This window comes from Streptomyces sp. NBC_00310 (assembly GCF_036208085.1).
In the GTDB taxonomy this organism is placed as follows: domain Bacteria; phylum Actinomycetota; class Actinomycetes; order Streptomycetales; family Streptomycetaceae; genus Streptomyces.
In genome coordinates this window covers 3,927,832-3,942,144 of record NZ_CP130714.1, presented here as the reverse complement: position 1 = coordinate 3,942,144, position 14,313 = coordinate 3,927,832, and the positions used below count along the sequence as shown (strand labels likewise).

The 14,313-nt window shown below is 71.6% G+C and carries 9 protein-coding genes; 8 read left to right on the top strand and 1 reads right to left on the bottom strand.

All coding sequences use genetic code 11. From position 1 onward, the window contains the following. Nucleotides 1-26 precede the first annotated feature (26 nt). From OG202_RS17290 to obgE, 7 genes are all read left to right on the top strand, one after another. Nucleotides 27-1,310, top strand: a complete 1,284-nt coding sequence (locus OG202_RS17290) for a hypothetical protein (protein ID WP_328223069.1) — start codon at nucleotides 27-29, stop codon at nucleotides 1,308-1,310. A 48-nt stretch (nucleotides 1,311-1,358) separates the two neighbouring features. Further along, complete coding sequence (locus OG202_RS17285) at nucleotides 1,359-2,228, top strand: TIGR03936 family radical SAM-associated protein (RefSeq protein WP_328223067.1); 870 nt, start codon at nucleotides 1,359-1,361, stop codon at nucleotides 2,226-2,228. A 246-nt stretch (nucleotides 2,229-2,474) separates the two neighbouring features. Beyond that, nucleotides 2,475-6,620: an Rne/Rng family ribonuclease gene (locus OG202_RS17280; RefSeq protein WP_328223065.1), complete on the top strand. Its 4,146-nt coding sequence runs from the start codon at nucleotides 2,475-2,477 to the stop codon at nucleotides 6,618-6,620. Nucleotides 6,621-6,862: 242 nt separating this feature from the next. After that, nucleotides 6,863-8,164 carry a phospholipase D-like domain-containing protein gene (locus tag OG202_RS17275; protein ID WP_328223063.1) on the top strand — a complete coding sequence of 434 codons (1,302 nt, stop codon included), beginning with the start codon at nucleotides 6,863-6,865 and terminating at the stop codon, nucleotides 8,162-8,164. A gap of 195 nt (nucleotides 8,165-8,359) precedes the next feature. Beyond that, nucleotides 8,360-8,680 carry a 50S ribosomal protein L21 gene (rplU, locus tag OG202_RS17270; RefSeq protein ID WP_200303235.1) on the top strand — a complete coding sequence of 107 codons (321 nt, stop codon included), beginning with the start codon at nucleotides 8,360-8,362 and terminating at the stop codon, nucleotides 8,678-8,680. A 14-nt stretch (nucleotides 8,681-8,694) separates the two neighbouring features. Next, nucleotides 8,695-8,949 carry a 50S ribosomal protein L27 gene (gene rpmA / locus OG202_RS17265; protein ID WP_020115438.1) on the top strand — a complete coding sequence of 85 codons (255 nt, stop codon included), beginning with the start codon at nucleotides 8,695-8,697 and terminating at the stop codon, nucleotides 8,947-8,949. A 167-nt stretch (nucleotides 8,950-9,116) separates the two neighbouring features. Further along, the gene (obgE, locus tag OG202_RS17260) at nucleotides 9,117-10,553 is read left to right on the top strand and encodes a GTPase ObgE (RefSeq protein ID WP_326582823.1); all 1,437 of its coding nucleotides are present in this window, start codon (nucleotides 9,117-9,119) and stop codon (nucleotides 10,551-10,553) included. Nucleotides 10,554-10,734: 181 nt separating this feature from the next. Here the strand turns inward: obgE and OG202_RS17255 are convergent, their stop codons facing one another. Beyond that, complete coding sequence (locus OG202_RS17255; RefSeq protein WP_327729727.1) at nucleotides 10,735-12,795, bottom strand: hypothetical protein; 2,061 nt, start codon at nucleotides 12,793-12,795, stop codon at nucleotides 10,735-10,737. A 323-nt stretch (nucleotides 12,796-13,118) separates the two neighbouring features. On the opposite strand from OG202_RS17255, the gene proB reads away from it, so the two are divergent. Then, nucleotides 13,119-14,246, top strand: a complete 1,128-nt coding sequence (gene proB / locus OG202_RS17250) for a glutamate 5-kinase (protein ID WP_326582825.1) — start codon at nucleotides 13,119-13,121, stop codon at nucleotides 14,244-14,246. Nucleotides 14,247-14,313 lie beyond the last annotated feature (67 nt).

The window sequence follows — 14,313 nt, the reverse complement described above, 5'->3', positions numbered from 1 at the left end:
CAGGCTGCTGAGGCGTCTACGTCGTCATGGACCTGGAGAAGAGGACTGCCCGGCAGCCTGTCGAGCCGTCTGCCGAGCCGACGGCGGGGCAGACGGCGGGGCGGCAGCAGACGCCCGTGCGGCAACAGGCCCCCGTGCGGCAGCAGACGCCTGAGGGGCAGCAGACGCCTGAGGGGTGTCTCGCCGTCGTGATCCGGATTCCCGTGCGGATCGTCGTGCTTGTGCTCGTCGTGCCGGTGCGGATGGCGTGGGACGTGCTCGTGGTGGTCGGGCGGTTCCTGACGGATGCCGTGCTGCGGCCCGTGGGGCGGGCGTTGCTGTGGGTCGGCAGGGCCGTCTTCGTGTGGCCGTGGGTGGCGCTGTGGCGGTACGTCGTCGTGCCCGTCGCCCTGGGGCTCGGGTGGCTCGGGTACCGACTGCTCGTCGTGCCGGTGGTGTGGGTGTACCGGTATGCGCTGACGCCCGTGGGGCATGCGATCGCGTGGGTGGCCGCCGGGATCTGGGGCGGAGTCGTCTGGGTGGCCACCGGGCTCTGGGCCGGAGTCGTCTGGGTCGCCCGAGGCGTCTGGGCCGGGCTCGGGTGGCTGTACCGGTGGACGTTGGCGCCGCTCGGGCGGGGCGTCGCCTGGCTGGCCAGGGGTGTCGGGGTCGGGATCGCCGCCGTCGCGGTCGCGCTGTTCACGGCCGTGGCCTGGCTGGTGCGCCACCTCCTCGTCGTCCCGGTCGTGTGGCTGTACCGGTATGCGCTGACGCCCGTGGGACACGCCGTCGCATGGGTGGCCCGAGGTGTCGTACGGCTCGTACGGATGATCTTCGCCGGGCTCTGGCTCGGCGTGTACTGGACACTGCGTGTGCTGCTCGTCCTGCCCGCGATCGCCGTGTGGCGGTGGGTGCTCACCCCGGTCGGACGGCTCCTCGTCGTCGTCGGACGGGAGATCCGGGACGCCCTCGGACACGCGTGGCGCGTGGCCGGGCGGATCTCGCTCGTCGTCGGGCGCTTTCTGGCGAACCTCTTCCGGTGGATCTTCGTCGAGCCGACCCGGTGGGTGTACCGGACCGTCCTCACACCCGCCGGCCACTTCGTACGCGATGCCGTGTGGAAGCCGGTCGCGGCGGCCGGGCGCGCTGTGGGCCGTACCACTCGGCAGGCCCTGGCCACCGCCCGCGAGTCCGTCCGCCAGGCCCGTGCCGGCGTGCGGTCGGCGCTCTTCGGGCAGCCGACGCGGCCGCCGTCCGTCCACGGTCGGGAACCGAGGGCCGCCGAGACACGTACTCTTGGTAGTAGTAAGACCGCACTCACGAAGGACTGAACGACACTGGGCAAGCGACAGCCCGAAGGCCCGCCGCCCGCACCCGCGGTGCAGCGCATCCGACTGCGCTACACCAAGCGCGGCCGCCTCCGGTTCACCAGCCACCGTGACTTCCAGCGCGCCTTCGAGCGTGCGCTGCGCCGTGCCGAGGTGCCGATGGCGTACTCGGCGGGGTTCACGCCGCATCCGAAGGTGTCGTACGCCAATGCCGCACCCACCGGCACGGGCAGTGAGGCGGAATACCTGGAGATCGCGCTCACCGACGCGCGCGACCCGGAGAAGCTCAGGATCCTGCTCGACGAGTCGCTGCCCACCGGGCTCGACATCGTCGACGCGGTCGAGGCCCGGACCTCCGGGCTCGCCGACCGGCTCACGGCCTCCGTGTGGGAGCTGCGCCTGGACGGCGTGGACCCCGCGGACGCCGCGCGCGCGGTCGAGGCCTTCAAGGCGGCGGACCTCGTCGAGGTCCAGCGCAGGACCAAGAACGGTCTGCGGACCTTCGACGCCCGGGCCGCCGTCGTCGACCTCGACAGCCGTGACGGACGTGACGCAAGCCACGGACCTGACGGTTCTGAGACGCCCGGTCCACAGCCCGCCGCAAGCGTCGGCTCCACCGGAGCGGCTGGCGCCGCGCCCCTTGCTGGGCCGACGGACCAGCCCTGTGCGATACTGCGGCTGGTTGTTCGGCACGTGACGCCTGCCGTTCGACCCGACGACGTCCTGTCCGGTCTCCGCGCCGTGGCCGACCTGGCGCCGCCGGTCCCCGCAGCGGTGACCAGGCTGGCGCAGGGGCTTTTCGATGCAGCGACCGGCACGGTGACCGACCCGCTCGCGCCCGACCGCGAGGCAGCGCCGGCCCTCTCAACGGCCGAACCCGCTACCGCCGCGAAGGCGTCGGCGCCGGTAGGCCCCGCGTAGGGACGGACGTCGTAGCGCAGCCCTTTGATCCGGGAGCCACCTGGGTCGGGCAGCGCACCGACCACAAGACTTTCGCCAGGCCGTACGCACACATGGCGTACGGAACCGGCGAGACAGGACACAGAGAGCTCCCGTGTGGCGCCCGCGCCCCGGACGGCGGCAGTCGCGTACGACGCGAGCCGCGGACGTCACCGGCCACGCCGGACCGGGTGCGGCGCCCGGGAGCCTGACGGGAGAAACGCCCGCATGCCCGAATCGATCGAATCCGCAGAGCCCGCGCAGGGCTCCGAACACAACACGCCGAGCGACACCCTGCCGCCGCGCCGTCGTCGCCGTGCCGCGTCCCGCCCCGCGGGACCGCCGTCCGCCGCCTCCGAAGAGGCCGCGGAGACCACCGCGCCGGCCATACCGGCCGCCGAGTTCGAGGACCTCGCGGCCGCCGAGCCGGACGAGGCCGTCGAGACCGGTGTGATCGGTGAGGTCGCACCGGCTGCCGAAGAGGCTGAGACCTCCACTGCCGTCGAGGATGCCGCACCCGCCGGGCGTACGCGCCGTCGCGCGACCCGCCGGGCCTCCGCGCCCGCCGGTGCGCCCAAGGACGCGGAAGCCGTCGAGGTCGTGGAGACCGTGGCACCGGTCGCCGAGCCCCCCGCCGTCGCCGCCGAAGTGCCCGCCGCCGTCGAGGAGCCGGCGCCCGCCGCTCGTACACGCCGTCGCGCGACCCGTAGGGCGTCCGCTCCTACCGGTGCGCCCAAGGCCGCCGAGGATGTCGCCGCCGAGAGTTCCGCCGTGGCCGCGCCCGAGGCCGCCGCCGAGTCCACCGCCGTCGCCGCAGCGCCCGCCGCTGTCGAGGAGGCCGCGCCCGCCGGGCGTACGCGTCGCCGTGCCACGCGCAGGGCCGCCGCCCCCGCCGGTGAGGCGGAGGCCGCCGAGGTCGTGGAGGCTCCGGCGGAGGTCGTGGAGACCGCGCCCGCCGCGGTCCAGGAGACCGCGCCCGTCGAGGAGGCGGCCGAGGAGGCCGCACCGCGTCGGACGCGTCGTCGTGCCACGCGCCGGGCGGCCGCGCCCGCCGGCGCGCCCGAGGGCGAGGCCGCCGAGGAGCGCGCGGCCGAGTCCGTCGTCGCCGAGACCGTGGCGGCGCCGGCCGTTCAGGCACCCGACGCCGACGCCGAGGCCACGTCCGCCGAGGCCGCTCAGGCGACCGCGGCTGCCGGGGACGAGGCCGAGGCGGAGGACGCCGGACCCCGTCGGACCCGTCGCCGGGCCACGCGCAAGGCCGCCGTCGGGTTCTCGGCGCCTGCCGCGCCGGTCGCGGAGGACGCGCCGTCGCGGCCGTCGCGGCCCGCCGTGGCCGTGTTCCAGGCGCCGGTGTTCACCGAGCCGATGTTCCAGACGCCGGAGCGGGCCGCGCAGGCCGCCGCCGATGCGGTGGCCGAGACCGAGGAGGTCGAGGAGGTCGAGGAGGTCGTGACCCCCGAGACCCCCGACTTCGTCGGGTCCGCCGAGGAGGAGAACACCGGCGGGTCGCGGCGTCGCCGTCGTCGTCGGGGTGAGCCCGCCGAGACGGAGCAGCCCGTGGCCGCCGCCGTGGTGACCGACGAGCCGGAGGAGCCCGAGGAGCCCGAGGAGGGCACCGAGGACACCGAGGGTGACGAGTTCGGCGAGGAGGAGTCCACCGGGTCGCGGCGTCGCCGTCGCCGGGGTGGCCGCCGTCGTCGCCGGGGCGAGTCGGCCGACGCCGACGACGCCGCCGAGGGTGACGACCTCACCGCCGAGCGGGCCGCTCAGGACACCGAGGACACCGCCGAGCAGGCGGACGAGGACGCCGAGGACGAGGCCGACGACCGCGAGGACTCCGGTTCGGGCTCCAGCAGCAGCCGTCGTCGCCGTCGCCGTCGTCGTCGCGCCGGAGACTCCGGCCCCGAGACCGAGGCCCCGGCCGCCTCCGACGACCCCGAGCGCACGGTCGTCAAGGTCCGTGAGCCGCGCGAGCGGCGCGCCAAGGACACCGAGCCGTCCGACGAGGTGCAGTCCATCAAGGGCTCGACCCGTCTGGAGGCCAAGAAGCAGCGCCGCCGGGAAGGCCGTGAGCAGGGGCGCCGTCGCGTCCCGATCATCACCGAGGCCGAGTTCCTCGCCCGCCGCGAGGCCGTCGAGCGCGTCATGGTCGTCCGCCAGAGCGGCGAGCGCACCCAGATCGGCGTCCTGGAAGACAACGTGCTCGTCGAGCACTACGTCAACAAGGAGCAGTCGACCTCGTACGTCGGCAACGTCTACCTCGGCAAGGTGCAGAACGTGCTGCCGTCGATGGAGGCCGCCTTCATCGACATCGGCAAGGGGCGCAACGCGGTCCTCTACGCCGGTGAGGTCAACTTCGAGGCGCTCGGCATGGCCCACGGGCCGCGCCGTATCGAGTCGGCCCTGAAGTCCGGGCAGTCCGTGCTCGTCCAGGTCACCAAGGACCCGATCGGGCACAAGGGCGCGCGTCTGACCAGCCAGGTCTCGCTGCCGGGCCGCTACCTGGTCTACGTCCCCGAGGGGTCGATGACCGGTATCAGCCGCAAGCTGCCCGACACCGAGCGGGCGCGCCTGAAGACCATCCTCAAGAAGATCGTCCCCGAGGACGCGGGCGTCATCGTGCGCACCGCCGCCGAGGGCGCGAGCGAGGACGAGCTGCGCCGTGACGTCGAGCGACTGCAGGCGCAGTGGGGGGACATCCAGAAGAAGGCCAAGAACGGCGGCAGCTCAAGTGCGCCTTCGCTGCTGTACGGCGAGCCGGACATGACCGTCCGCGTCGTCCGCGACATCTTCAACGAGGACTTCACCAAGGTCATCGTCAGCGGCGAGGACGCGTGGGAGACCATCCACGGATACGTCGCGCACGTCGCGCCCGACCTGGCGGACCGCCTGCAGAAGTGGACCTCCGAGGTCGACGTCTTCGCGACGTACCGCATCGACGAGCAGCTGATGAAGGCGCTGGACCGCAAGGTGTGGCTGCCCAGCGGTGGTTCGCTGGTGATCGACAAGACCGAGGCCATGATCGTGGTCGACGTCAACACCGGAAAGTTCACCGGCCAGGGCGGCAACCTGGAGGAGACGGTCACCAGGAACAACCTGGAGGCGGCCGAGGAGATCGTGCGCCAGCTGCGGCTGCGCGACCTCGGCGGCATCGTCGTCATCGACTTCATCGACATGGTCCTGGAGTCCAACCGGGACCTGGTGCTGCGGCGCCTCCTGGAGTGCCTGGGCCGCGACCGTACGAAGCACCAGGTCGCCGAGGTCACCTCGCTGGGCCTGGTGCAGATGACCCGGAAGCGGGTCGGCCAGGGCCTGCTGGAGTCCTTCTCCGAGACCTGTGTCCACTGCAACGGGCGCGGCGTGATCGTGCACATGGACCAGCCGACCGCCGCGGGCGGTGGCGGCAAGCGCCGTAAGCGCGGGCGTGGCGGTGCCGAGCACGACCACGAGCTCGTGACCGAGGTCGCCGAGCCGGTGGAGTCGGCCGAGCTGGTCGAGGCCGAGGTGGCCGCCGAGGTCGCCGAGCCCGTGGCGCTGCCCGCGCCCGAGTACGAGCCGGACGAGGAGTTGTACAGCAGCGTCGCCGAGGCCGAGGCGGCAGTCGGACGTGGCCGTTCGCGCCGTCGTGCGACCCGGCGGGCGTCCGCGCCCTCGGGTGCGCCGAAGTCCCGCGAGGCCGTGGCCACCACCGTCTCCGAGGACCGTGCCCCGAAGTCGCGGGAGGCCGCCGAGGCGGAGCCCGTCGCGGTGGAGGATCCGGTCGTCGAGATGCCGGCCGCCGCGCCGAGCGCCGAGGACGCCGCGCCCCAGGGCCGTACGCGCCGTCGTGCGACCCGGAAGGTGTCCGCCCCGGCGGGCGCGCCGGCCGGGACGGCGGCTGACGAGGCCGTGGTGACGGTGACCGAGCCGGTCGCGGAGCCCGTGGTCGAGACGGTCGTGGAGCCGGTTGCCGAGCCCGTGGCCGAGCAGGCCGCGCAGCCCGAGGCGGTCGTCGCCGAGAGCGCCGCTCCGGCCCGTCCGCGTCGGCGTGCCGTGCGCAAGGCGACGGCGCCCACCGCGTCCGCGGAGGCGGCCGTGGTCGTGGTCCCGTCGGCTTCCGCCGTGGACGTGGCCGAGGCTCCGGTCGAGGAGTCCGCTCCGGTCGCCGAGGAGACCGAGGCCGAGGCGCCCGCCAAGAAGACGGCGGCGCGCAAGACGGCCAAGAAGGCCACGGCGAAGAAGGCCGCCACGAAGAAGACGGCGGCCGCCAAGAAGACGGTCGCGAAGAAGGTCACGGCCAAGAAGGCGGCGACGAAGAAGACGGCCGCGAAGAAGTCCACGGTGGCCGCCGAGCAGTCGTCGGCCACGGTCACCGCTTCGGCCGACGAGAGCTGAGCCCCACGGGGCTGACGCGCGGTCCGCTCCAACTGGTGCCCCTGCCGGGTGGTTTCACCACCGGGTGGGGGCACCGGCGTGTTCGGGGAGAGTAACTTCACACGAGCTGGAGAGCTTTGGAGAGGTTTGGTCATCTCTGTCACATCGTGAACACCACCCCCCACTTGGAGCACTTTCAGGCGCCTGTAACACTCACGTAGTCGTAGGTATCTGGATCGGGGCGGGAACGGGGAGGGGATCGCATGGCGCGTGTGCGCGTGCGTGGGGCGGTGGCGGCGGCCACCGTGCTGGCGGCGGCCGGTGTGCAGGCGGTGATGTTCGCGGGGACCGCGCAGGCCACCCCGAACTGGACCGAAGGCCCTCTCTTCAACGACCCGTTGGGCGAGGAGAGCGAGCAACTGGCGATACGCACGCGGCTCATCGAGCTGACGGCCGCCGCGCTGCCCGGCTCCACCATCAAGGTCGCCGTCTACCACGTCTGGGAGGCGTCCGTCGTCAACGCGCTCGTCGCCGCCGAGGAACGGGGCGTGCACGTCCAGGTCCTGCTGGACGAGTCGAGCGTCAGCGACCGTCCGACCAACACCGCCCACGGCACTCTCGCCGCCGCGCTCGGCACCGACCGTACGAAGGGCTCGTACGTGGTGACCTGTCCCGTCGACAGGTCCTGCCTCGGTGATCCGAAGTACGGGCAGTCGATCATGCACAACAAGTTCTGGCTGTTCTCGGCGGTCGAGGGCGCCACGAACGTGGTCGTGCAGACGACGTCGAACTCGACGCCCTCCGCGCACACCAAGTTCTTCAACGACGCGCTGCTGCTGCCGAACAACCCGACGATGTACGACGCGTACGCGGACTACTTCGACACCCAGGTCGCCCAGGACTGGGCGAGCTGGGAGTACCGGACCGTCAGCAACGGTCTCTACAAGGCGTACTTCTTCCCCCGGGCGGGGAGCAGCCGGGCCACCGACAGCGTGTACTCGGTGCTCAACAACGTGCAGTGCTCCTACAAGGACACCGCCGGGGTCACGCGGCGGACATGGGTACGGGTGGCGATCTTCAAGATCACACGGATGGCGATCGCCGAGAAGCTGGTCGCGCTGAAGAAGGCCGGCTGCGACGTCAGCATCGTGTACGCCGAGTCCGACAGCGCCAAGAGCAGCGGCGGGACCAAGGGGACGTGGGAGATGATGCACACGTCCGGCGGGCCGACGGTGCGGTGCTACAACGACGACAGGGACCCGCTCAACCCCGGTCAGAAGCTGACCACGCCGTACATCATCCACACCAAGTACATCCTCGTGGACGGCCAGTACGACGGGGTACGCAACAAGATCAGCTTCACCGGGTCGGGCAACTACACCGGGCCCGCGCTGCGCGAGAACGACGAGTCGATCGTCAAGGTCGACGACGACGCCGTGCACGACATGTACCGAACCCACTTCAACAAGGTCATCGCCGTCGCCCACCCGGGCAAGGCCGACACCACGGACCTGTGCGAGGGCGTGAAGCCGCTGCCGGCGGACGGCGAGAAGCCGACCCCATGACGCGGGAGGGGCTCGGTTTGACCCCTTCGGGCATGGCCCCGTAACCTTGACCGTCGGCGTGTCCGTAGGTAGCGATGCGTCACATCCCCGTAAACCTCATTCCTTCCGCGCGCCGGGCGCCGTGGGAGAGGCCGTTCGCATGTCGGGCGGCTGGACTGCGGGGGTGCCGTTCCCGAGCGAGAGAGTGAGATCCGCTTGTACGCCATCGTGCGCAGCGGTGGTCGCCAGCACAAGGTTGCTGTCGGCGACATCGTTGAGGTTGACAAGATTTCCACTGCCAATGTTGGCGACACGGTCGAGCTCTCGACCCTGCTCGTCGTCGACGGCGACGCTGTGACCAGCGACCCGTGGGTGCTGGCCGGCATCAAGGTCCAGGCCGAGGTCGTGGACCACCACAAGGGTGTGAAGATCGACATCCTTCGCTACAAGAACAAGACCGGCTACCGCCGTCGTCAGGGCCACCGCCAGCAGTACACGGCGATCAAGGTCACTGAGATCCCCGCGGCTGCGAAGTAAGGGACTGAGGAGACATGGCACACAAGAAGGGCGCATCGTCCACCCGGAACGGTCGCGACTCCAACGCTCAGCGGCTCGGCGTGAAGCGCTTCGGCGGTCAGGTCGTCAACGCCGGTGAGATCCTGGTCCGCCAGCGCGGCACGCACTTCCACCCGGGCTCGGGTGTCGGTCGCGGCAAGGACGACACGCTGTTCGCGCTGAACGCCGGTGCGGTCGAGTTCGGCACCAGCCGTGGTCGCAAGGTCGTCAACATCGTTCCGGCCGCCTGAGTCTTCTGACTCGCCCGGTCTTTCGACCAAGGCTTCCGTAGAGCGATTCGTCGAGGCGGACCTCACTTCCCGTACGGTTTCCGTACGGGAAGTGGGTCCGCCTTTGACGTGTTACAGGTAAGACATTTCCGAACACCACGCATAGCGCGTATCTGGAGGCACCCACCATGACCACCTTCGTGGACCGCGTCGAGCTGCATGTCGCCGCGGGTAACGGAGGCCACGGCTGTGCCTCCGTCCACCGGGAGAAGTTCAAGCCGCTCGGCGGCCCCGACGGCGGCAACGGCGGCCGGGGCGGCGACGTCATCCTGACCGTCGACCAGTCCGTGACGACTCTCCTCGACTACCACCACTCCCCGCACCGCAAGGCCACCAACGGCAAGCCGGGCGAGGGCGGCAACCGCTCCGGCAAGGACGGCCAGGACCTGGTCCTGCCGGTCCCGGACGGCACGGTCGTGCTCGACAAGCACGGCAACGTCCTCGCCGACCTCGTCGGCCACGGCACGTCCTTCGTCGCCGCACAGGGCGGCCGGGGCGGTCTCGGCAACGCGGCCCTCGCCTCCGCCCGCCGCAAGGCGCCCGGCTTCGCGCTGCTCGGCGTGCCCGGGGGCATGGGCGACATCGTCCTGGAGCTCAAGACGGTCGCCGATGTGGCGCTCGTCGGCTACCCCAGCGCGGGCAAGTCCTCGCTGATCTCGGTCCTGTCCGCCGCCAAGCCGAAGATCGCGGACTACCCGTTCACGACCCTCGTCCCGAACCTGGGCGTGGTGACGGCCGGCGACACGGTCTACACGATCGCCGACGTGCCGGGCCTGATCCCGGGTGCCAGCCAGGGCAAGGGCCTGGGCCTCGAATTCCTCCGCCACGTCGAGCGCTGCAGCGTCCTCGTCCACGTCCTCGACACGGCGACGCTGGAGTCGGACCGCGACCCCGTCTCCGACCTCGACATCATCGAGGAGGAGCTGGCGCAGTACGGCGGGCTCGACAAGCGGCCCCGGATCGTCGTCCTCAACAAGATCGACGTGCCCGACGGCAAGGATCTCGCCGAGATGGTGCGGCCGGACCTGGAGGCCCGTGGTTACCGGGTCTTCGAGGTGTCCGCCGTCGCCCACACCGGGCTGAAGGAGCTGTCCTTCGCGCTCGCCGACCTCGTCGGCCAGGCGCGGGCCGCCAAGCCGAAGGAGGAGGCGACCCGGATCGTCATCCGGCCCAAGGCCGTCGACGACGCGGGCTTCACGGTCGTGCAGGAGGAGGACGGACTCTTCCGCGTGCGGGGCGAGAAGCCGGAGCGCTGGGTACGCCAGACCGACTTCAGCAACGACGAGGCGGTGGGTTATCTCGCCGACCGCCTCAACCGCCTGGGCGTCGAGGACGAGCTGATGAAGGCGGGCGCCCGCTCCGGCGACGGCGTCGCCATCGGGCCCGAGGACAACGCGGTCGTCTTCGACTGGGAGCCGACCGTCATGGCCGGCGCGGAGATGCTCGGCCGCCGCGGCGAGGACCACCGCTTCGAAGAGCCCCGCCCCGCCGTCCAGCGCCGCCGCGACCGCCAGGCGGAGCGCGACGAGCTCCAGCAGGAGTACGAAGACTTCGAGCCGTTCTAAGGGGCGCCGGGTTCCTCGGGCGCCCGGGGTTTCCCGGACGCCCGGCCGTAGGCGCTCGGCGGGGGTGGACCGCGCGACTCGGCGCTACGAGGTGGCCGGAAGACAGGACCGGAAGACAAGAAGGGCCCCGGAGGTGCTCACCTCCGGGGCCCTTCGTCTGTCGCTGGGCGAGCGCCTGTCGCTAGGCGAGCGCCTCGCTCGGTTCGCCGTCCGTGAGCTCGTCCCCCGCGTCCCGGGGCGAGGGGATCTCGGTGGCGAGACGGGACTCCATACGGACGCGGCGGTCGTCGGCCTTGGCGCAGAGCGCCTTCACCGCGCGGTCGAAGCGGACGAGGGAGGGCGGGTCGGACGGCCCGAGGAGCTGCTCCTTGAGGTCGGCGCGAGCCTTGACGAAGACGTCCTTCTCGGGGTTGCGGACCGCATCGAGCAGGGCCGGGACACCGCCCGCCTTGGGGGTCAGGACGACACCCGCGGAGACCGTCGGGAAGGCCGCCCGGAACGCCGCCTCCGGCAGCCCGGACGTGTTGGCCACCGAGTACGGCTTCTCGCTGGACAGCCAGTCGGAGACCACCGACGAGACATCGCTGATCAGCAGGTCGGACGCGTTGAAGCAGGCGAAGATCGCGGGCCGCGCCTCGGTGATGATCCGGTGCTCCCACTCCGGGAACGACGCCCAGTACGCCTTCTCCCAGGCCAGCGTCGCCTCGGAGATCGCCGCCTCACGGTCCCCGCTGGGCGTGCTCTGCAGCAGCATCCGCTCCATCTCGTCCGCGCTGGCACGGAAGGACGTCGAGGTCAGCTGGTCCAACGCGGCCGTACGGCGAGCGAGTTCGGCCGCCGCTTCCGCACCGGGACGCGCGCCCGAGCGCTTCGTGTTGGCCTCCCGGATCATCGCCTTGATGCGCTCGTTCGCGGCCCCCGCGCGCGGGTCGACCGAGCCGGTCATCGGGTGCGGCTTGTAGAGCAGCCGGACCTTGTCGTCGGCGAGGAGCCCCCGGACGATGTTCTCCCCGGCCAGGACCACGGACGTGTTGCCGGGGTTGCCGTCCCAGCCCTCCCAGGTGGGGGCGTAGAGGACGGTCGTGTACGTGCCGGTCGGCGGGCCCGCGTACGGGCGGATCGGTGCCAGCTGCGGGCGGCCGACCTCGACGATGTCCTTGTCCTCGACACCGACCTCGGCGAGGGCGTACCGCTCGCGCGCGGCGGGACCGGCGACCCACACCTCGTCGTACGCCTTCGCGTACGGGTTGCAGGAGGACAGCTTGTCGCTCTCGCCGTGGTTGATGAAGGCGTGCTTGACGGTGGGGATGCGCAGCACCTGGGAGGTCTTCGCGGCGTTGGCCGGGTGCAGCATCATCTTCAGCGTCGAGTTCTCCAGGGAGAACATCGTCGAGACCTTCGGGAAGCAGATGACCGGCACGTCCGTCGCGTCGATCTTCTGCACCATGAAGCGCTCACGCAGCACGATCAGCGGCTTCTCCAGCTGGGAGAGCGTGGAGAGCCACATGTTCGCCTGGTACGCCGACGTCGTACCGCCGGAGAAGTACATCGCGGTGGTCGGCCGGTACCGGGCGAGCCACCTGTCCAGCCACTCCATGACCTGCTGCTCGCTCTTGGCGCGCTTCTTCGGCAGCAGCCAGGTCGAGAGGTACGCGGTGCCCGCGACGAGGAGGGTGAGACCGATGCCGAGGCCGGCGCCGCCCCAGGTGGCGTCCTGTGTGGCCGCGGTGAGGACCAGGCCGGCCGTGATCGGCAGGGAGAAGGTCAGCAGCCGGTGGGCCTGGCGGCGGGCCAGGATGCGCGGCGGGGCGGCGGTCAGGCGCAGCTCGGAGGCGTCGATGTTGCGGGTGACGATCGGCAGCGTCCGGGTGCGGCGGACCAGTACCGAGACGGCCTGGCAGGCGAAGTGCACCGCGTAGAAGACGATGAGGCCGACCAGGAGCGGGGCCTGCTCGCGCAGCGGGTCGATGCCGTCGATGCGCAGCAGCCCCACCAGGATCAGCATGTCGCGCAGCAGCTGGCGTACCAGCGCGTCGAAGCGGACCTTGCCCAGCAGTGCGAGGAGTCCGGGATCCCGGTACTGCAGATAGGTGTCCAGGAGGAGACCCGCCGCACTGGCGGCGACGAACACGGGGATGTTCGGCAGCAGTGCGGAGACGATCTGGGCCGTGAAGAGCGCGAACATCGCGAACAGCGCTGACAGCTGCGCGATGCGGCGTGGTGCGAGGCCTGCGGAGGGCACGGGCTGGGCTCCTGCGGAGGGTGCGACGGACGGAGGGGGAAGTGAGTCAGGGGGGTGGCCTGAGGACGGCCGATCCCTGACCGTATGACCTAGGGCGGCCGGGGAGCAATCTCCGGCGGGAACAATCACCGGTAGTCGGACATAACGCATGGAACCTTGAGAGGTGTCTCACCATCTCTTCATAAAGGGCTCGGAGGCGGACCGCGGTCGTCCGCCCCGGATCCGGCGCCGTCCGCCCCTCGAAATGAGCACGCGTCCCGTCCGCCCGCTCCCGTAGATTGCGGAGTGCACACACCGGGCTGTTCGGAGCATTGGGGATAGGCGTGTCAGCGGCAAGACAGGGCGTGGCGGAAGCGCACCGGATCGTCGTCAAGGTGGGCTCCTCGTCGCTGACGACGGCGTCCGGCGGCCTCGACGCGGACCGGGTGGACGCCCTGGTGGACGTCCTCGCCAAGGCCCGCAGCGGGGGCGAGCGGGAGGTCGTGCTGGTCTCGTCCGGCGCCATCGCCGCCGGGCTCGCGCCGCTGGGCCTGCGCCGCCGTCCCAAGGACCTCGCCCGGCAGCAGGCGGCCGCCAGCGTCGGCCAGGGCCTGCTGGTGGCCCGCTACACGGCCTCCTGCGCCCGCCACGGCATCCGGGTCGGCCAGGTGCTCCTCACCTCCGACGACATGAGCCGCCGCGCCCACCACCGCAACGCCTCCCGCACCCTCGACAAGCTCCTCGCGATGGGCGCGCTGCCGGTCGTCAACGAGAACGACACCGTAGCCACGGACGAGATCCGCTTCGGCGACAACGACCGCCTCGCCGCCCTCGTCGCCCACCTCGTACGGGCGGATCTGCTGATCCTGCTCTCGGACGTGGACGGCGTGTACGACGGCGACCCCAGCAAACCCGGCACGTCGCGGATAGCGGAGGTGCGGGGCCCCGCGGACCTCGCGCACGTGGAGATCGGCAGCGCCGGCAAGGCGGGCGTCGGCACCGGGGGCATGGTCACCAAGGTCGAGGCGGCCGCGATCGCCACCGGAGCGGGCATCCCCGTGGTCCTGACCAGCGCCGTCCACGCGGCGGACGCGCTCGGCGGCCGTGACACGGGCACGTACTTCCACCCCACCGGCAAGCGGACCGCCGACCGGCTGCTGTGGCTCCAGCACGCCTCCACCCCGCAGGGCGCCCTCACCCTCGACGACGGGGCCGTGCGCGCGGTCGTCGAGCGCCGCAAGTCGTTGCTGCCGGCCGGCATCGCGGCCGTCGAGGGCGACTTCACCGCCGGCGACCCCGTGGAACTGCGCGACGGCGCGGGGCGTGCGGTCGCGCGCGGGCTGGTGAACTTCGACGCCAAGGAGATCCCCCAGCTGCTCGGCCGCTCGACCCGGGAACTGGCGCGCGAGCTGGGTCCCGCGTACGAACGAGAGGTCGTACACAGGGACGACCTCGTCCTCCTGCACCCCTGACCAGCGGCCCCATGGAGGGGCCGGAGCACGGGCCCCGGCGGTGCACGTTCCGTAAAACCGCCACGCG

Excerpts from the sequence above, each read along its gene's own strand:
- OG202_RS17275 (WP_328223063.1), top strand. The coding sequence starts at position 6,863 with ATGGCGCGTGTGCGCGTGCGTGGGGCGGTGGCGGCGGCCACCGTGCTG.
- rpmA (WP_020115438.1), top strand. The coding sequence starts at position 8,695 with ATGGCACACAAGAAGGGCGCATCGTCCACCCGGAACGGTCGCGACTCC.
- OG202_RS17290 (WP_328223069.1), top strand. The coding sequence starts at position 27 with ATGGACCTGGAGAAGAGGACTGCCCGGCAGCCTGTCGAGCCGTCTGCC.
- obgE (WP_326582823.1), top strand. The coding sequence starts at position 9,117 with ATGACCACCTTCGTGGACCGCGTCGAGCTGCATGTCGCCGCGGGTAAC.
- OG202_RS17280 (WP_328223065.1), top strand. The coding sequence starts at position 2,475 with ATGCCCGAATCGATCGAATCCGCAGAGCCCGCGCAGGGCTCCGAACAC.